A 17,889-nucleotide genomic window follows, 5' to 3' on the forward strand; every position below is an offset into this window, starting at 1 on the left:
GTCCTTACAGCTCCTGCATGACGCGGGATGCCGCCAAAACCGTGTTCATCAGGTCGTCTTTTGTATGCGCTGCACCGACGAACATCGCCTCAAACTGTGCCGGAGCAAGATAAATCCCCTGCTTCAGCATCGCACGGAAATACGCCGCATAGCGCTCGGTATCGCTCGACTTTGCGCCCGCAAAATCGGTCACCGGGCGGTCGGTAAAGAACACGCTGAGCAGCGAGCCGATCTGGTTGACCGTACAACCCTTGTGGTACTGCTCCTCCAGTGCGCGCAGCTGAGTTGCCAGCCAGATGGCACTGTTTTCAATCTGCATATAAATTTCCGGATGCTCGTTCAGGATGGTCAGCTGTGCCAGACCCGCCGCCATTGCGACTGGATTGCCGGACAACGTGCCTGCCTGATACACCGGGCCGGTCGGCGCAACCTGCTCCATCAGCTTCTTGGAACCTGCGAATGCACCCACCGGCATGCCGCCGCCGATGATTTTGCCGAATGTCACAAGGTCGGCGCGCACGCCGAAGTATTCCTGTGCACCGCCGCGCGCCAGACGGAAGCCCGTGATGACCTCATCAAAAATCAGCAGCGCGCCGTACTGGTCACACAGGCGGCGCAGTCCTTCCAGAAAGCCCGGTGCAGGCGGGACAACACCCATATTTGCTGCAACCGGCTCGACAATGACCGCCGCGACCTCGCCGTCATTCGCGCGCAGCAGCGCTTCCACGCTGTCCAGATTGTTGTACTGTGCCGTCAGTGTGCCGGAAGCAATCGCCGCCGGCACACCGGCGGAATCCGGCCTGCCCGCAGTCAGCGCGCCAGAGCCCGCCTTAACCAGCATGGAATCGGAATGGCCGTGATAGCAGCCCTCAAATTTGATGATTTTATCGCGCCCGGTTGCACCGCGCGCCAGACGGACGGCACTCATAACCGCCTCCGTACCGGAGTTTACCATGCGCACCATTTCAATGCCCGGCACCATCGAACACACCAGCTTTGCCAGTTCAGTCTCACGTCCGGTCGGCGCACCGAAGCTCAAACCGTCCTTCATCGTGTCCGCAACCGCCTGCAACACATCCGGGTGGCTGTGTCCCAGAATCATCGGCCCCCATGAGCCAACATAGTCGATATATTCCACGCCATCCACATCCGTGATATAGGCTCCCTTTGCGCTGCGAATAAACCGCGGTGTCATGCCGACGGCACGATACGCGCGAACCGGGCTGTTAACGCCGCCCGGCATGACGGCACAGGCCTCTGCAAACATTCTCTCCGAAGTGTCCATCTCGTTACTCCTCTCCTGTCAGTCCCGCGCGGCACAATGCTCCCGCAGGGTGTCTATCATCGCGTCAATCGTCGCATTTGCGGCGGTAATGGTATGCATGCCCGCCTGCTGTGCGGCCTTCTGTGTGCTCGGGCCGATGCACAGTGCGGTAAAGCTCGTCAGATCGGTATCTGCCGACAGGCTGCCGACAAAGCCGTGCACGGTAGAGGCGCTGGTAAACGTCACATAATCGACCGCGCCGCGCGCCAACAGCCCTGCCAGCTCCTCACTGCGCTCGCTGCGATATACTGTGCGGTAAATTGCAACATCGTCAAACGCCACGCACGCCTCCGAAAGCAACGCAGGCAGTTCCGGTGTACCGATCTCCGCACGCAGCAGCAGCACGCGCTCACCGTCGCGCACAAGACGGATCAATCCCTCCGCCAGATGTACGGAATCGTACACATCTGGGACATAATCCGCACGCAGACCGTGCTCGCGCAGTTTTTTCGCCGTGCCCGCGCCGATGACGGCGAGCTTCAGATGCGCAAGGCTGCGCGCATCCATCTCCGCCGCATCCAAAAGTCGTGCGAGCGTATCCACGCCCGCCGGACTGGTCAGCACCAGCCAGCTGTACTGCTCCAGCGATGCCAGCGCTTCCACAACCGGCATATTCGGCCAGATGTCCTGTGTCTCAATACACGGATAGGAAAGGACATCTGCACCGAGCCTGCGCAGACGGTCGGTCAGCGTGCCCGCACGCTGTCTTGGACGCGTGACCGCGACGGTCACGCCGTGCAGCGGCAGCGTGTCATACCAGTCAAACCGGTCGGACAGCGCACAGACCGCACCGACAATCAAAATCGCCGGGCTGGAAATGCCCATCTCGCGCATGCGCTGCGCGAGTGTGCCGACCGTAGCGACCAGCTTGCGCTGGCGCGGCAGCGTGCCGCGCTCCACCATCGCCGCGGGCAGGTCGGGAGACATCCCCGCCTGCATCAGCCTGTCCAGAATCGCCGGGGTGCTCGTCACGCTCATCAGGAAAACCAACGTGCCGCCATGGCGCACCAACGCGTCAAAATCGATGTGCAGCTCGCCATTTTTCTTTGCGTGACCTGTGATAATGTGCACCGACGAGGTGAAATCACGGTGCGTCACGGGGATTCCCGCATAGGCGGGCACCGCCAGCGCGCTGGTCACGCCCGGAATGACATCGAAATCAATGCCGTTTTCCGCGAGCAGCTCCAGCTCCTCGCCGCCGCGCCCAAACAGAAAGCAGTCGCCGCCCTTGAGCCGCACGACATTTTTTCCCTCACGCGCCTTTTCCAGCAAAATCTCATTGATGCGCGGTTGCGGCACGGGATGATGGCAGCTGCGCTTGCCCACATCGATCTGTTCGGCGTGGTTCGGCATCAGCGCCAGAATTTCCGGCCCAACCAGCCGGTCATATACAACAACATCCGCCTCGGCAATCGCCTGGCGGCCCTTCACAGTGAGCAGTCCCGGATCCCCCGGCCCTGCTCCCACCAGTGTGACATGTCCCATGGTCATCCCTCCCGTTTCATCCGCTTTGCCAGCTCTGCGGCACAGTCTGCGCCGTCGGCACGCGGACAGCTTATCGTTTCGACGCGGGTACGTGTGCGGTCATCCGAGACATACAGGCCGGTCAGCTGCATCGTATCCGCATCGGTCAGGCGGGCAAACGCCGCCACCGGCGACGAACAGCCGCCGTCCAGCGCGCGGATAAACGCGCGCTCCGCCATCGCACAGGCGAATGCATCCGCATCGTGAAAGGTGCGCAGGCAGGCAGTATCAAAGCCCTCCCGCGCCTGCACCGCCAGAATGCCCTGGCAGGCAGACGGAATCAGTTCCTCCGGCGAAAAAACGCGGTGAATGCGGCTGTCCAGCCCGAGGCGATGCAGCCCTGCCTGTGCAAGCACCAGCGCGCCGTATTCGCCGCTGTCCAGCTTGCGCAGCCGCGTCTGAATGTTGCCGCGCACCGGGCGAATCTCCAGCTCCGGATACAGCGCCTGTAACTGAATCGTGCGCCGTGCGGACGCACAGCCGACCGGTCTGGATTTGTCCCATTCCTGACACCCCTCCGGCAATACCAGAACGTCATACGGTGTCTCGCGCCGCGAGACCGCAACGAGCGGCAGACGCGGGTCGAGTTCGGCCGGCAAATCCTTCATCGAATGCACGGTCAGATCAACCTCGCCTGCGAGCAAGGCGCGGTCCAGTTCTTTGACAAACAGACCCTTGCCGCCTACTTTGTCCAGTGTGCGGTCGAGAATTCGATCGCCTGTGGTTTTCATCGTCACCAGTTCGGTGGAAATGGCGGGCTCTGCTTCGCGGATGGCATCCATCACCATATCACTCTGAATCACCGCCAGCCGGGATTCGCGGCTTCCGACTCGGATTACTCTGTTCATGTCCGCGACTCCTCCTTCAAAACCTGCCCAATGGCGCGGGCTGCCCGCGCCGTCTTTTTATGGTCACTGCCGTCGGACACCAGCCCGACCGACAGATTCGCACCCGTGCGCACTGCCGGAAAGAAAAACGTACATTCCTCCCGGTTGTCCGCGGTGCTGACAAATACATTGCGCTGTACACACAGCGTGTAAATTTCGTGATTGATGTCCCGGCGGTCTGTCGCCGCTGTCACCAGAAAAACGCCGTCCAGATCGTTCGGTTCAAATGCGCGGCGATGGTGCACCGCACCCGCAGGCGCTTCGCCCTCCGGTGCAACGACAATAACCTCTGCGCCATAGCGCAGCAGAACTTCCGCGCGGTGCGCGCCAATTTTGCCGCAGCCGACAACCAGACACCTGCGCCCGGTCAGATCGACAAACAACGGAAAACGCATCGGCGGTTCCGGCAGCAGAAGCTGCCGCACCTGCTCCGGCGTCAGGCCGTCCTCCTGTGGACGGTCGATCAGGATCACCCGGCAGCCGCATTTTTTTGCAGCCGCCAGCTTTTCCGGCAATCCGCCCGCCTCACCTGTATCCTTGGTCACGAGCCATTTCGCACCGCTCATGTGAATCAGCGCACAGTTCAGCTCTTCCGAAAACGGGCCTTGCATCAGGATGAGATGCGCCGCCGGAAAACCGAGTGTTTTGCAAATCTGCATCGACGCTTCGGCGGGCAGCACACGCGGCCACAGCCGCTCTGCATAGTCCGGCACAGCGGTAAAGCAGTGCAGTTCCTTGCTGCCGACTGTCAGCAGCACGGCGCCTTCCGTCTGCGCAAGATAGTCTGCCGCCGCACGTGCGTCCGGCACATGCACGGCGCCTTCGACGTGCGTCTTCGGGCGCAGCAGGCGCAGATACCGGCACCCGGCCTGCTGACACGCCTGCCGGATATTTTGGCTGACCTCTACGGCATAGGGATGTGTGGCATCGACGGCTGTCTCCACACCGCGCAGAAAATCCGCCATCTGTGCAGCGTCCATGCGCCCGGTGTGCACGCGGATGCCCGGCAGCGCCGGCATAACCTGTTTTCCATATTCCGTTGCGACACAGGCAACCGCCTCCTGTCCCGCGCGGGACAGCTGTTCACACAGGGTTCGCCCTTCGCTCGTCCCGGAAAAAATCACTGTTTTCATTTGGTTTCATATCCGCGCGGCGTGACCAGCTTTCCACCGATCACACGCGTCTGGCTGTTGCCGATAAAGACCGTCGTAAACATATCGACCGACGTATCGCGCAGCTGTGCCAGCGTGCAGACCGTGCCGCACTCGCCCGCGCGCCCGATGTTCTGCACATAACCGCAGGGGGTGTCCGGCAGCCTGCTCTTCAGCATAATGTCACACGCTTTTTGCAGATAATCCGCGCGCTTTTTGCTGGACGGATTGTACAGACAGATGCAGAAATCCGCCTGAGATGCAAAATCCAGCCGCTTTTCAATTTTCTCCCACGGCGTAAGCAGATCGCTCAGGCTGATGACCGCAAAATCATGCACGAGCGGCGCGCCGAGTACCGCTGCACCGGCACACGCCGCCGTGATGCCCGGCACGACTTCAATGTCGATGTCCGGATGATCCGCACAGACCTCGTGCATCAGCCCCGCCATGCCATATACGCCCGCATCGCCCGAACAGATCATGGCGACCGTCTTTCCGGTCAGCGCTGCGTCACGCGCGCGCGTGCAGCGGTCAATTTCCTGCTTCATTGGGGTCTGTAAAATTTCTTTGCCTTCGATCAGCGGGCGCACCAGATCAATATATGTGGTGTAGCCCGCGATGATATCACTCGCTTCGATAGCGGCACGCGCGCGCGGCGTCATCTGATCCGCGCCGCCCGGCCCAATGCCGATGACATAAAGTTTCATCCTGTCCTCCCGTCCCGCAGCTGCGGTGCCTTGCGTAAAATGGCCTCCCGGCACGTTTCCAGCGCGCCGTCGCCCAATTCACCCTGTAAGCCGCTCAGCAGCAACCGTGCGGTTTTCTGTGCCGCCAGTCTGGCGGCGTTCTCCATTTTTTCTGTGGTTTTCCCGTCCTCCCCGTCCGAGAGCACGGCAAAATCATATCCGGTGGCGACGCGCTCCGCCGCCAGCCCGCACAGCTCATCAATCAGCGGCAGCGCCTCGCGGTACGAGCGCCAGCGCGCAAATTCCGCCATTTCCTCATCAATGATTCGTTCCACCTGCCGACGGTCGTCTGCATCCACATGCACATCGCGCCCGCCCATGCTGTCCATATCCAAAAAGACCGCGACATCGTCCAACTCCCGCACTGCGGGCTCAATATCGCGCGGCATGGACAGATCGCAGACGATGGACGGCACCTGCGCAAGCTGCTTCATATCGTCCAATGCAACGGTATAATGCGGGCTGGTTGTCGCGCTGAGAAGAATATCGCAATCCGCCGCGCGCTGCATGCGGTCGCCGTAGGCAATCGTTTGACAGCCCGCCGGGACAATCGTTTGACCATGGTGGTAGGAACGCAGTGTCACTGTCACGTCACAGCCGCGCGCAACGAGCAGGCTGGATGCCAGCCGTCCCATCTCGCCGTTGCCGATGACAAGCGCGCGCCTGCCGTGCAGATCACCCGCCGCCTGTTCCATCAGCGCAACCGCCTGTCCCGCAACCGACAGCGGTGCAGCGGACAGGCGCACCTGTGTGCGGCTGCGCTTGCCTGCCGTTGCCGCAAGCCGGAACAGCTGGCTCAGCTCCGCATCCGAACAGTCCGCTTCATGGGCAATCTGATAGGCGCGCTTGACCTGCGATACGATCTGATCCTCTCCCAGAATCTGTGAGCACAGGCCGCACGCGACGCGCATCAGGTGGCGCGCCGCATCGTCGCCATACCGCACCGTGAACAGGCTTTCCTCCCCCTGCGCGCCTGCGGCACGGCACAAAACGCGCGCCGGAGCCAAAAGATCCGCTCCGCTCAGGTACAATTCTGTCCGGTTGCAGGTCGCCAGCAGCACACAGCCGTCCACGCCGTTCATCTGCCGGATCACGCGGCATAGCCGTGCGACCTGGCTGCCTGTGAACGAAAACGCTTCGCGCTTGTCCATATTGGCGCTTTTCCAGTCGATCCCCGCCATGCAAATACTCAAAACTCCGTCCTCCAGTCCTCACAATACACAGAAACCGTCGTGCCGCCGCCCGCAGTCTTGCCCAGCAGGCAGCGTCCGTTTTTCGAGGCGCGCGCCGCCGCGCGCTGACAGACATTGTCTGTTCCCGTTGTCTCTCTGACAAATGCCGACGGTGGGAATTCCCCCGGCACTTCGTCCAGCTCCGCCGCCGTATAAAACTGCGCAGGCACATTCCATGCGCGTGCCAGCTCGCACACAGCCGGTTCATCCGCCTTCAGGTCAATCGATGCAACCGACGCCACTGCCTGACGCGCAATGCCCAGCTGTCCCAGAAGCTCCTCCACCCGGGCGTTTAATTGATCCGGCGGCAGGTCTCTCCGGCAGCCCACGCCGACATGCACGATACGCGGCACGAGCCACAGGGTATGCGCAAACGGACGTTCCGCCCGCTCATAAATTGAAATCAGAATGCCGTTTTCCGGCTGTCCCTCCGCCGTAATACCCTCCGGCAATGCGCCGGAAATCGGGAACTCACTGCGCAGGCCGACCGAATCGCCGCGCAGCAGCGCGCCGGAAATGTACTTAATGCAGCGGATATCGGCGACAACACAGCCATGCTGCACCGCCCAGCTGTCTGCGGCGAATCGTCCGCGTCCGTCGGTCGCTGTCGTGATGACCGGAATTGCGTGCAGCTGTTCCGCCAGCTGTTCCGCCAGCTGGTTCGCACCGCCGATGTGACCCGACAACACAGGGATCACAAACCGTCCGTTTTCATCTACGACGAGCACTGCCGGATCGACATCCTTGCCGCGCACAAACGGCGCAACGGCGCGCACTGCAATGCCGGCCGCACCGACAAAAATCACTGCGCTGTCCTCCGCCATTGCGCGCGCGGCGAACGCACGCACTGAGTCATACGCCGCAAAGCCCTCCGCTTTCGCGTACTGCGTCACGCAGTCCTCCGGCATGCACGCGGCAATGCGCGCGCTGAGCGCGTGCCCGCGACCGGTAAAAGAAATAATGCTGATGTTCACCGGCTCGCCTCGCGGCAGCCATGCGTAAACGACGGGTCGTACAGCTTCGAGCGCTCATAGCTGTCGCCCAGAAAACCGCCGACCGTAATCAATGCCGTTTTGGTGATGCCGTTTTCCTTCGCCGCCTGCTCCAGTCCTGCGACCGTTGTGCGGATAACTTTTTCATCCGGCCAGGTCGCTTTGTATACAATCGCCGCCGGGGTTTCCGGCGCATAACCGCCCGCAATCAGCTCCGCAGACAGCTTTCCGAGCATACCGGACGACAGGAACAATACCATTGTGCTGCCGTGCGCCGCGAGCGAACGAATGGATTCGCGCTCCGGTACCGGTGTGCGCCCCGCCATGCGGCTGAGAATCACCGTCTGGCTGACATCCGGCAGGGTATATTCCGCGCGCAATGCCGCTGCCGCGCCGCAGAATGATGAGACACCCGGACACACCTCATAGTCGATGCCCTGGGCATCCAGCCAGTCCATCTGCTCGCGAATGGCACCATAAATCGATGGATCACCCGTATGCAGGCGGACAACCGTTTTGCCCGCTTTTGCCGCGGGAATCATGACGTCCATAACCTGCTCCAGCGTCATCGACGCGCTGTCATGGATGTCACAGCCCGCTTTCGTGCGCGCCAGATGCGCCGGGTTGACCAGCGAACCGGCATATACTACCACATCTGCCCGCTTCAGCAAAGTTTCACCGCGCACGGTAATCAGATCCTCCGCTCCGGGGCCTGCTCCGACAAAATGAATCATATCTGTTTATCCTTTCCATGTCTGACCAGTACCACGGAAAAGTACCCCGCGTCCGGATCAATTTCGTCCAGCGAGCGGAACACCCGCTCGTTCTGCATGCCGCAGTTTTCCACCATCTGTGCGCTGTCCCCGCGTGCACGCAGCTTGTCCCGCAGGTCACCCATCGACCTGCCCGCTTTCATGAATACCTTGTTGCCGGGAAAATCCAGGCAGGCATCGGCATTTCTATACGACGCAGGGACAATCATCAGCGGCTCTGCGCCCTCGCACAGCGAATCGCCCAGCCGCGCCGCAACCGCACAGAATGACGGCACACCCGGAACGAGTTGTGCCTCATAGCCGCGCGCCAGCACACGCCGATGCACGTACATATAGGTCGAATACACAGACGGATCGCCCAGTGTCAGGAACGCCACTGTCTTCCCCTGTTCGAGCAGGGCACAGATACGCTCTGCCGCCTCGTCATGCTTCTGCGCGAGCAGTGCCTTGTCGCGCAGCATCGGCATCGAACAGGGAAGGATTTCCTTCCCCTCCAAATAGTCCGCCGCAATATTCTGTGCAGTCTGCCCATCAGGGACAGCAACCACATCCGCCTCCCGGATGATGCGCACCGCCTTGACGGTCATCAGCTCCGGATCCCCCGGGCCGACACCCACACCGTATAATACGCCCTGCTTCATTGCCTGTTCTCCTGTTCCCGGCGCGCCTCGATGCATGCAGCCGCACCGACTGTCTGCATCAGTACGCCGTATGTATTAGTAAAGATGACATATTCCACCGCAAACGGCCTGCCGGCTTTCGTCGACGTCCGATGTGTCAGATGTGCCAGTATTTTATGTGAAATGGAATCCAGCACCTGCCGGTCCAGTTTTTCCCGCTGTAAAATCTCGAGACAGGCATCCACCGTCACCGCGTCCATCAGCGCGCGCACAGTCTCCACCGCTGCGCCGCACAGTGCCGCATGTGACGCGAATATTTCCTGTCTGGCATCGGCATACGCGGAATGCGTCTGAAACACGCCCGCCGCCAGCTTGATGAGCTTGCCCGCATGCCCGACGAGCAGTACACCGCAAAAGCCGCGGTACACCGCATAGTCCAATGCCTCGCCGATGAAGTTGGAGCATTTCACGCCGCGTGTTATATCCAGCCCCAGCGTGTCACGCGCAAAATCCTCGCCATAATTGCCCGGGCACAGCAGCAGCGTGCGCTCACCCGCGGCATACCGCGCGTCAATATCCAGATGTATCGTGTCAATCAGTGCCTGTTCGCTCATCGGCTCGACAATACCGCTTGTGCCGAGCACGGACAACCCGCCGACAATACCCAGATTGGGGTTAAACGTGCGCGCGGCAGTCTCTTCCCCATGTGGGATGGAAATTTCGACAGAAAACCCGCCGGTATAGCCATATTCCGCCGCGGTCTCCTCCAGCGCCCGCGCAATCTGCCGGCGCGGGCCGGGATTGATCGCCGCCGTGCCGACCGGCTGCGCCAGTCCGGGTCGCGTCACGCGCCCGACTCCTTTGCCGCCGTCGATGTCAATGCCGTGCGGAATGTTGCACACAGCGGCATACACCAGCATGCCGTGCGTGATGTCGGGGTCATCGCCCGCATCCTTGCGCACTGCACAGCGCACGCAGTCCGGCGTGCGCGTCATATCCTCTACATCCAGCAGCAGCTCAATGCCCTTCGGTGTCATCAGCTGTACCTGCCGCACCGGATTCCCAGTCAGCAAAGCTATGGCTGCGGCTTTCGCCGCCGCCGCTGCACAGCTCCCGGTTGTGTAGCCCAGCGCGAGCTTTTTCTGGTTTTTGACTACATACCGGTTCATGTTATTTCTCCTCCAGCAGGCGCAGCAGCTCCCGGCGCGCCCGCCCGATGGTCGCCGCCGACCGGTCGACCGGAATGCCGTCGCGGTCGGACAGAATCTCCATCAGATGCGCAATGCGCGGCAGACGCAGGTTGTTCTCACGCAGGATATCCGGCCGCGCAAAAATTTCGTCCGGTGTGCCGTCCATCAGCAGCCTGCCCTCCTTGAGCAGATAGGCATAGTCACAATACAGAGGTACGATGTCAATATCATGTGTCGCCGCGATAATCGTTATCCCCATCTGGTCACGCATATCGCACAGCAGCTTCATAATATCCGACACGCCCTTGGGATCGAGACCCGCTGTCGGCTCGTCGAGCACAATCACATCCGGCTGCATGACAAGCACGCCCGCAATGGCCACACGCTTTTTCTGCCCATAGCTCAGCGCATGTGTGGGCCGCTGCCGCAGCTCATACACACCGGTGCGCTGCATCGCGTCCTCAACACGCCGCCGAACCTCGTCCTGCGGCAGACCGAGATTGACCGCACCAAAGGAGATATCGCGGTACACATCCGCAGAAAACAGCTGGTCATCCGGGTCCTGAAAGACAATACCAACACGGCGGCGCATTTCGCGCAGCCCAGCCCGCGTATAGCTGACCTTCTCGCCGTCCAGCAGCACCTCGCCCTCTGTCGGTGTCAGCACACCGTTCAAATTGAGAAACAGTGTGGATTTGCCCGCACCGTTTGGCCCGATCAATCCGGTAATCTTTCCCTTCGGCGCACGGAAGCAGACATCATCCAGCGCCCAGCTTTCGCTGTGCTCATACCGATAGCGCAGATGACGCGTTTCCAGTATCGGCTGTGTCATGCCGCCAGCCCCCTTTCCATGCAGAATGCGGCAAACTGGAGTGCTGCCGCCGCGGCGCACATCAGATACACCGCACGTCCGCTTTCATATTCCTCTGCCAGCGTGCGCACCGACTGCCCGCCGCCGCGCGACTCCAGTGCCGCATAAACGCGGTCGGATTTCTGCCACGCGCGCACGAACAGCATTGCCGCCAGTGTCCCGGTAGAATGGTATACATTAACCAGCCCGTCATAACCCAGCCGCGACGTCTGTGCGGTGTGAATGCGGTGCATGGTCTCATATAAGACAAAAATAAAGCGGTAAATCAGCTCCATCAGCTCGACCAGCAGCTCAGGTACATGCAGCTGCCGCAGCACACCCGTGATATCGGTCATCGGCGTATTCATCGCAAGGAAATACATGCTCGCAACAACACCCAGCGCACGCAGACAGATGGAAATGCCCTGTACGGCCGAAGCCGCCGTCACGCCGTATCCATGCGTTCCGAGTGAAATGCCCACCAGCATCTCTGTTCCCGGGTCATACCGTCCGATGAAAATCGTGAGTGTGGCGAGTATCATAAAGCCCGCCGGAACGAGCAGCATGCGGCGGAATTCACGCAGGCGCACGCCGCCCAGACACACGGTCGCCGCCCCCATTGCCAGAATGGTGACCACGCTGACCGAAATGCAGTCCAGGCACAAACACAGTACGGTGGTCACCGCCATCACCAGCAGCTTGGACTGCGGCGACACATGCGCCAGCCGTGACGCATATGCATACCGGTCGGTTCCTATCATTTTTTGTCCGACTCCTTCTTTTCGTCCTGCGGTTTTTTTGCGGTCAGGCGACCGAGAACAAAGCCTGCCACACCTGCACCGATTGCCGTCTGTACGCAGAACAGCAGCGATTCAATTTCCCCGGACGGCGGCTCATACAGCGAGGAAAACCACGGCTCATAGTCCGGGTTCTGCTCTGCAATCGCGTCGGTCGCCTGGTCATCGCTGCCGCCGTATTCTCCCTGGATAAATACCAGTGGAATGACCACAATGGCGACAACAAGCAGCAGCAGGACAAGATTCTTTTTCCAGATTGTCTGTTTCATGTTGTCCTCCTCACAGCACACCGAGATCGGTCAGCTCGCGGCTGCTGTATTTTTCCAGCACGTTGAACACGACCACTGTCAACAGGCCCTCTGCAACCGCAAGCGGAAGCTGTGTGACGGCAAAGATACCCATAAACTTGAGCACTGCGCCCGCAAGGGACGCGCCCGGATATGCCAGTCCCAGCTCAACCGATGTTGTGACATAGGTCAGCAGGTCGCCCGCGAAAGCCGCACAGAAAATCGCAGCTGCTTTTGGGCATCCGGTCTTTTTCAGTCCACGGTAAATCGCCCACGAGCAGACCGGGCCGACAATTGCCATCGAAAACACATTGGCGCCCAATGTCGTCAGGCCGCCGTGTGCCAGCAGCAGCGCCTGAAAGAGCAGCACAATCAGACCCAAAACCGCGGTGGTCGTGGGTCCAAACAGGATTGCACTGAGGCCGACACCTGTCGGATGCGAGCAGGAACCGGTCACAGATGGAATTTTCAGTGCGGACAGGACAAATGCAAACGCACCGCACAATGCGAGCAGCGTCAGATTCCTGGGATTTTCCTGCACATACTTCGAGATACGGCGGAAACCGATCACGACAAACGGCAGGCAGACCACAAACCAGAGAGCTGCCCAGCCCTTCGGCAGATAGCCTTCCATGATGTGCATCGCAGAGGCGCTCACGCCGAGCAGCCCGGCTGCCATGCAGGTCAGCGTAAAGATTTTTTCACTTCGTTTCATTTCATTTCCTCATTTCTGTCAATTGGTTTTCTCTGAACGCATATGTCAGGAATCTTTCCAGAAATGAGACCATTGGCGGTGACGCATCGATATACCTCCTCTATGCTCCGTAGAGAGTGATATTATATTTACAAAACAGGCAGGTCTTCCGGCTCAGGGTCATCGGATACCGGTGCCTTCCCAGGGGAACCTGTCCCCCAGTGACGTCTTACCGGCATCCTCACGCAATACGGCAGCGGGACTGCGCGGGATTCTCACCCGGCTTCTCTCTTAGCGCAAAGCTGCGGCCTGTTCTGTATCAAAAAGATACTGCTTCTTTTTTATTTGTCCAGACGCTGGTGTGCCAGTTCGGTCAGCGCGGCATAATCCGCAAGGCTGAGCTTTTCACCGCGCACGCGCGCGTCAAAGCCGCAGTCGGTAATGAGCTGCACAATCCCTTCCTTACCCAGCGAGCCGCCGAGTACGGAGGAAAGCGCATTGGCAAGCGTCTTGCGTCGCTGTCCGAACGCCGCCTTGACCAGCGAGAAAAACAGCTTTTCATCGCACACCGGTACAGGCGGTGTACTGCGCGGTGTCAGGCGTACAACAGCGGAATCGACCTTCGGCTGCGGCACAAAGCAGTTGCGCGGAACATCAAACAGGATTTCCGCGTCGGCATAGTAATCAATATAAATGGAAAAGGCACTGTAGGCAGCGGTGCCTGCCGGAGCACAGATGCGCTCCGCAACCTCCTTCTGCACCATGACAGTGATTGCCTGGAACGACTTGGATGCCAAAAGTGCGGAAATCGCCGGCGTGGTGATATAATACGGCAGGTTGGCGCAGGCATATACCGGCGCATCACCGAACTTTTCGCGACAGATTGCTGCAAGATCACACTTCAGCACATCGCCCTGTACGATTTCAATGTTATCGCAGTGCGCAAGTGTTTCCTCAAGCACCGGAAACAATGCGCGATCCAGCTCAATGGCGCAGACTTTACCTGCGCGCTGTGACAGCTGTTCGGTCAGGCAGCCCATACCCGGGCCGATCTCCAACGCACAGCCGGTTTGATCTACGCCACAGCTGTCCGCAATGCGTGCAGGAACCCACGCCGCCGTCAGGAAGTTCTGACCCAGCGACTTGGAAAAGCGGAATCCGTGCCTGCCGAGTACCGCGCGGATATCATCTATATTACAAAGATCCATTCAGATTCTCCATTAAATTTCATATCATTGGTTCTATTTGTTTTCCCTTTCAGGAAAGTCTGTGATCGCTTAGCATTATACACTGTTTTTCTGTTCTTCGCAATCACCTTCGGAATGCTCACAGCAGGACAGCAAGATTTCAAAACAAGTTCATAAGAAATCAAAAATCCGGCAGCGCTGTACGCTGCCGGATCAGGAAATGTCTCACATGATTCAGTTCAGAATATAAACCTTTGCCGTCTGGCGGCCAAAGCTGTTGCACTGCGACTCCGAATTGAAGTAGAGGTCAATGCGGTTGCCCTTGATGGCACCTCCGGTGTCCTCCGCAACGGCATAGCCGTAAACCCAGGACTTGCCATCCGCCGAAGTGATATACAGCTTCGATCCCAGCGGGATGACGCGCGGGTCAACTGCGATGGCACCGACACGTGCGCGGGTACCGCTGGCGGTCACACCACCGCCGCTGTATGCCGTTGCTTCCACAGTCAGGACACGGGAATAGGCAACCGTGCCGCCTGTAGTGGCTACCGCCGGCTGTTTGGTGCCGTTTTCAACAATCTTGGTGACCGGCTCAGTGACAACCTTCTCACCGACCTGTGCACAGGAAACCTGTACGCCGTCATGGTAGGTGTACTCCAACGTGATTTCCTTCACGCCGTTGACGCCCTGCTGTGCCACACGGCTCTCGCCGGTATACAGCTCGCCGGTCGAACGAGTCTCCGTGGTAAACGGAACTGCCTGTGTTTCTGTCTTCTGTTTCTTGGTGACACGGGTCACAGTAATCTGCGTCGGCTCGGTGATCTTCGTATCGAGCGACGGGCTGACCAGATCGTTCTCACCCAGTTCAATGCCTGCCTGACGCAGCACAGCAGAGACCTGTGCGTCGCCCGTGTGGCAGGAAACCGTCTTTCCGTCCGCCACAACTGTGACGTCGTATTTTTCCTTAACCGTTACGCTAAATACATCATCGCCATTGTCATAGACCGAGACAATCGCATAGTCTCCGTCGCCGAACGACGAATGTGCCAGTGCACTCTCTGCATCCTCCTGATACAGGCTGACACGTTCTGTAGTCGTGCCGTCGGTGATTTCATAAATATCAACGCCTGCCGCCAGAACCGGAACGGTCATACTTGTCGTCAGAACGAGCGCTGCCAGCGGGACAGCACGGCGCTTCAGATGTACTTTTGCAAACTCATGATGAAAGACCTTCATCGATGTGAACAGGTTCATAAAACTCCTTTCGCCAGATCCGCACACGAAAACCTGCGCGTATGCGGTGCCGCCGTCCCGGAACATCACCGTTGAACAGCGGTCAAAGATTACAGTTAAAATGCAAACAGATTACAAATCGGTAACACGCTTTAATTTATGTGAATTGTAGCGCATAAAATGCATAAAGTCAAGGAAATCGCGAACTTTTTCGCCACTGTTTACAATTCATTCACATTTTGCCGTGATAGTTCACAATTTTTTGTTACTATTTTCCACATTCTCTATTACAGTTGCAAAAGGCCTTTTTTTTGAAAATTTCATCACATTTTTAACTTTTTTATATTCATGATAAAATTCTCCCTATTTTCTTCCTGTTATCCCTTTGGATTTTTCTCTGTTCGGTGTACAATAGAATTGACCTGATTTTCGTCATGTGAAAGGAGCCCCGCGCTATGAAAACCATCCTGCGGCACACCAAGCTGCCCAATGTTGTTTATCACTATTGTACGGTCGAAACCTTTTTTCATATTATATCCAATCACACACTTCGCCTGTCCGACATCGAGAAGAGCAACGACTTCATGGAGAAAAAATGGGCCATTCGCCAGTGCCTTCAGCACATCGAAAATAACCTCAGCAATCCAGCGTATCCCTGTGCCGAGCAGCCCGAGCTTGCCTCTGCCCTGCTGGCGGAAATGAAGCGCCAGTTCCACGATTACAACACAATGATTCTCGCTGCCTGCTTTTCCTCTCGACGTGACCTGCTCAGCCAATGGCGCGGCTATGGTGACAACGGTTATGGTGTGTGTATCGGTGTTGCGTCCGGTACGGAATTCCGTGAAGCGTTCCGCCGTGCGGAACGCTACCTTATATTAAAGGGAAGCTGTTCCCTTCCTTCCGGTCTGCTGTTCCACAGCATCAAATATTCAACCAAAGAGATTGAAGCGACCTGTATGCGGCTGTTCTGCATCTATATGCGCTGGCTGCCGCTGCGCACCTCTGTGGAAGCAGCAGCTGCCGAGCTGGTTCGCATGATGTATCCCGCCCTGCCGTTTTTCAAGTCAAGCGCTTTTTCCGAAGAAGCAGAATGGCGTTGTGTATATTATCCCGAACTGCCCGCACCGCCGTATGAAACCGAAACCTTTGATGAAGCGCGTTTCCAGCAGCTGCTGTCCGCCCAGATGGTCGAGCAGGAATTGGACAATTTCCGCATGCAGCCACTTGGCTATCGCCTGCGGCAAAATAATCTGGTTCCATACCGTGATGTTCTGTTCGATCCGCCCTGCGGTCCGTTTATCCAGAGCATCACCATCGGTCCCAAATGTCCACTCGACCGCGAAACGGTCAAGCTGTTCCTCGAACGCAGCGGCATTCCAATTGATATGGCAAATATTTACCTGTCAGATGTATCCTATCGATAACAGGTGTAAAAAAGACCTTCTGCCCGCAGGCCGAAGGTCTTTTGCTGTTTTTATCAGAACAAAGGCGCATCTGAAAAGTCGAAAATCCACCTTCATCTTTGTGCATGATTTGTCATTTTCTCTGTTTCCAGATAATATCTAAATCATATTGTATTTTTTATTGACACGTTGAATCACAACAGGTAAGTTGTGATTAATACATGCGTGCCGCACAATGATACAGAACAAGATCATATTCTCTGTTCTGTCCCTACTGCGCTTCAACAGCCCCAGCTCATCCCCTAAAATATTCATAGTTTGTAGAAATTTTCTGAATCCACGCACCCCGTGCGGGGTGCGACAACGGAATCAATAAACCCTAATGTATGTTCGTCATTTCAATCCACGCACCCCGTGCGGGGTGCGACTGGATTCGGTGAAAAGTTCCATTTCTAGCAAACTTATTTCAATCCACGCACCCCGTGCGGGGTGCGACCGGCAAGTCCCTGCGAACAAGTAATCTGCGGGTATTTCAATCCACGCACCCCGTGCGGGGTGCGACGGGTTTTCAACTGGATATAGCCATAGGACAGTGTGATTTCAATCCACGCACCCCGTGCGGGGTGCGACTCCGCTGCTGAAACACTTAAATGTCCGCTTTCCGATTTCAATCCACGCACCCCGTGCGGGGTGCGACGCTATTATTTGACTTATTTTCGGGTAGTTTGTGCTATTTCAATCCACGCACCCCGTGCGGGGTGCGACTTGCTTCCGTCCGTAAGCTGCCAGAAACCACCGATTTCAATCCACGCACCCCGTGCGGGGTGCGACTTTGTTGGCTTGAATAGGGATGTTTTTGGGTAACTATTTCAATCCACGCACCCCGTGCGGGGTGCGACGTATCAGCACATAAGTGTTGCAAGTAACGAGAGTATTTCAATCCACGCACCCCGTGCGGGGTGCGACCGGAGTGCATCAGAGATACATATATTTTAGATG

Annotated in this window: 17 protein-coding genes, 1 CRISPR repeat array and 1 riboswitch (1 of these 19 cut by a window edge); of the genes, 1 reads left to right on the top strand and 16 read right to left on the bottom strand. The window is 58.0% G+C overall.

Annotation, left to right across the window (positions count from 1 at the left end):
• Window positions 1-4 precede the first annotated feature (4 nt).
• The 16 genes from hemL to CBW42_RS10080 form a co-directional block, all read right to left on the bottom strand.
• Window positions 5-1,285: a glutamate-1-semialdehyde 2,1-aminomutase gene (hemL, locus tag CBW42_RS10005; RefSeq protein WP_087020806.1), complete on the bottom strand. Its 1,281-nt coding sequence runs from the start codon at window positions 1,283-1,285 to the stop codon at window positions 5-7.
• An 18-nt stretch (window positions 1,286-1,303) separates the two neighbouring features.
• Complete coding sequence (gene cobA, locus CBW42_RS10010; protein ID WP_330395851.1) at window positions 1,304-2,809, bottom strand: uroporphyrinogen-III C-methyltransferase; 1,506 nt, start codon at window positions 2,807-2,809, stop codon at window positions 1,304-1,306.
• 2 nt (window positions 2,810-2,811) lie between these two features.
• Window positions 2,812-3,696, bottom strand: a complete 885-nt coding sequence (gene hemC / locus CBW42_RS10015; RefSeq protein ID WP_087020813.1) for a hydroxymethylbilane synthase — start codon at window positions 3,694-3,696, stop codon at window positions 2,812-2,814.
• Window positions 3,693-4,868, bottom strand: coding sequence for a precorrin-6A reductase (gene cobK / locus CBW42_RS10020; RefSeq protein ID WP_087020816.1), 1,176 nt, complete (start codon window positions 4,866-4,868; stop codon window positions 3,693-3,695). The genes hemC and cobK overlap by 4 nt, the downstream gene beginning before the upstream one ends.
• Window positions 4,865-5,593: a precorrin-3B C(17)-methyltransferase gene (gene cobJ / locus CBW42_RS10025; protein ID WP_087020819.1), complete on the bottom strand. Its 729-nt coding sequence runs from the start codon at window positions 5,591-5,593 to the stop codon at window positions 4,865-4,867. The genes cobK and cobJ overlap by 4 nt, the downstream gene beginning before the upstream one ends.
• Window positions 5,590-6,825: a glutamyl-tRNA reductase gene (hemA, locus tag CBW42_RS10030; protein ID WP_087020822.1), complete on the bottom strand. Its 1,236-nt coding sequence runs from the start codon at window positions 6,823-6,825 to the stop codon at window positions 5,590-5,592. The genes cobJ and hemA overlap by 4 nt, the downstream gene beginning before the upstream one ends.
• Entirely contained in the window at window positions 6,822-7,838 is a 1,017-nt protein-coding gene (locus tag CBW42_RS10035) for a cobalt-precorrin 5A hydrolase (RefSeq protein ID WP_087020825.1), read from the bottom strand. Before CBW42_RS10035 ends, hemA begins: the two co-directional genes overlap by 4 nt.
• The gene (gene cobM / locus CBW42_RS10040; protein ID WP_087020828.1) at window positions 7,835-8,590 is read right to left on the bottom strand and encodes a precorrin-4 C(11)-methyltransferase; all 756 of its coding nucleotides are present in this window, start codon (window positions 8,588-8,590) and stop codon (window positions 7,835-7,837) included. Before cobM ends, CBW42_RS10035 begins: the two co-directional genes overlap by 4 nt.
• Window positions 8,587-9,270: a precorrin-2 C(20)-methyltransferase gene (gene cobI / locus CBW42_RS10045; RefSeq protein WP_087020831.1), complete on the bottom strand. Its 684-nt coding sequence runs from the start codon at window positions 9,268-9,270 to the stop codon at window positions 8,587-8,589. The genes cobM and cobI overlap by 4 nt, the downstream gene beginning before the upstream one ends.
• Entirely contained in the window at window positions 9,267-10,418 is a 1,152-nt protein-coding gene (gene cbiD, locus CBW42_RS10050) for a cobalt-precorrin-5B (C(1))-methyltransferase CbiD (RefSeq protein WP_087020834.1), read from the bottom strand. Before cbiD ends, cobI begins: the two co-directional genes overlap by 4 nt.
• Window position 10,419: 1 nt before the next feature.
• Window positions 10,420-11,271, bottom strand: a complete 852-nt coding sequence (locus CBW42_RS10055; protein WP_087020837.1) for an ATP-binding cassette domain-containing protein — start codon at window positions 11,269-11,271, stop codon at window positions 10,420-10,422.
• Window positions 11,268-12,050, bottom strand: a complete 783-nt coding sequence (gene cbiQ / locus CBW42_RS10060; protein WP_242969849.1) for a cobalt ECF transporter T component CbiQ — start codon at window positions 12,048-12,050, stop codon at window positions 11,268-11,270. The genes CBW42_RS10055 and cbiQ overlap by 4 nt, the downstream gene beginning before the upstream one ends.
• Window positions 12,047-12,355, bottom strand: coding sequence for an energy-coupling factor ABC transporter substrate-binding protein (locus CBW42_RS10065; RefSeq protein ID WP_087020839.1), 309 nt, complete (start codon window positions 12,353-12,355; stop codon window positions 12,047-12,049). The genes cbiQ and CBW42_RS10065 overlap by 4 nt, the downstream gene beginning before the upstream one ends.
• 10 nt (window positions 12,356-12,365) lie before the next feature.
• Complete coding sequence (locus CBW42_RS10070; protein WP_087020842.1) at window positions 12,366-13,088, bottom strand: energy-coupling factor ABC transporter permease; 723 nt, start codon at window positions 13,086-13,088, stop codon at window positions 12,366-12,368.
• A gap of 121 nt (window positions 13,089-13,209) precedes the next feature.
• Window positions 13,210-13,395, bottom strand: a riboswitch (cobalamin riboswitch).
• Between the two features lie 13 nt (window positions 13,396-13,408).
• A complete protein-coding gene (rsmA, locus tag CBW42_RS10075) occupies window positions 13,409-14,275 on the bottom strand; it encodes a 16S rRNA (adenine(1518)-N(6)/adenine(1519)-N(6))-dimethyltransferase RsmA (RefSeq protein ID WP_087020844.1) in 867 nt (288 codons plus the stop codon).
• 213 nt (window positions 14,276-14,488) lie between these two features.
• Window positions 14,489-15,508 (bottom strand): 3D domain-containing protein, encoded by a 1,020-nt coding sequence (locus CBW42_RS10080; protein ID WP_165761135.1) that lies wholly within the window; start codon window positions 15,506-15,508, stop codon window positions 14,489-14,491.
• A gap of 434 nt (window positions 15,509-15,942) precedes the next feature.
• Here CBW42_RS10080 and CBW42_RS10085 point away from each other — a divergent pair, with 434 nt between their 5' ends.
• Window positions 15,943-16,911 (top strand): DUF2971 domain-containing protein, encoded by a 969-nt coding sequence (locus tag CBW42_RS10085; RefSeq protein WP_087020850.1) that lies wholly within the window; start codon window positions 15,943-15,945, stop codon window positions 16,909-16,911.
• A 308-nt stretch (window positions 16,912-17,219) separates the two neighbouring features.
• A CRISPR array of direct repeats spans window positions 17,220-17,889; the repeat unit is 33 nt; unit sequence ATTTCAATCCACGCACCCCGTGCGGGGTGCGAC; it runs 4,676 nt beyond the window's last position.

This window comes from Butyricicoccus porcorum, from assembly GCF_002157465.1.
Classification (GTDB): Bacteria; Bacillota; Clostridia; order Oscillospirales; family Butyricicoccaceae; genus Butyricicoccus_A; species Butyricicoccus_A porcorum.

What these genes read in the sequence shown, in the direction of transcription:
- hemL (WP_087020806.1), bottom strand. Translation starts at nt 1,285, where the DNA reads ATGGACACTTCGGAGAGAATGTTTGCAGAGGCCTGTGCCGTCATGCCG.
- cobA (WP_330395851.1), bottom strand. Translation starts at nt 2,809, where the DNA reads ATGGGACATGTCACACTGGTGGGAGCAGGGCCGGGGGATCCGGGACTG.
- hemC (WP_087020813.1), bottom strand. Translation starts at nt 3,696, where the DNA reads ATGAACAGAGTAATCCGAGTCGGAAGCCGCGAATCCCGGCTGGCGGTG.
- cobK (WP_087020816.1), bottom strand. Translation starts at nt 4,868, where the DNA reads ATGAAAACAGTGATTTTTTCCGGGACGAGCGAAGGGCGAACCCTGTGT.
- cobJ (WP_087020819.1), bottom strand. Translation starts at nt 5,593, where the DNA reads ATGAAACTTTATGTCATCGGCATTGGGCCGGGCGGCGCGGATCAGATG.
- cobM (WP_087020828.1), bottom strand. Translation starts at nt 8,590, where the DNA reads ATGATTCATTTTGTCGGAGCAGGCCCCGGAGCGGAGGATCTGATTACC.
- cobI (WP_087020831.1), bottom strand. Translation starts at nt 9,270, where the DNA reads ATGAAGCAGGGCGTATTATACGGTGTGGGTGTCGGCCCGGGGGATCCG.
- cbiD (WP_087020834.1), bottom strand. Translation starts at nt 10,418, where the DNA reads ATGAACCGGTATGTAGTCAAAAACCAGAAAAAGCTCGCGCTGGGCTAC.
- CBW42_RS10055 (WP_087020837.1), bottom strand. Translation starts at nt 11,271, where the DNA reads ATGACACAGCCGATACTGGAAACGCGTCATCTGCGCTATCGGTATGAG.
- cbiQ (WP_242969849.1), bottom strand. Translation starts at nt 12,050, where the DNA reads ATGATAGGAACCGACCGGTATGCATATGCGTCACGGCTGGCGCATGTG.
- CBW42_RS10065 (WP_087020839.1), bottom strand. Translation starts at nt 12,355, where the DNA reads ATGAAACAGACAATCTGGAAAAAGAATCTTGTCCTGCTGCTGCTTGTT.
- CBW42_RS10070 (WP_087020842.1), bottom strand. Translation starts at nt 13,088, where the DNA reads ATGAAACGAAGTGAAAAAATCTTTACGCTGACCTGCATGGCAGCCGGG.
- rsmA (WP_087020844.1), bottom strand. Translation starts at nt 14,275, where the DNA reads ATGGATCTTTGTAATATAGATGATATCCGCGCGGTACTCGGCAGGCAC.
- CBW42_RS10080 (WP_165761135.1), bottom strand. Translation starts at nt 15,508, where the DNA reads ATGAACCTGTTCACATCGATGAAGGTCTTTCATCATGAGTTTGCAAAA.
- CBW42_RS10085 (WP_087020850.1), top strand. Translation starts at nt 15,943, where the DNA reads ATGAAAACCATCCTGCGGCACACCAAGCTGCCCAATGTTGTTTATCAC.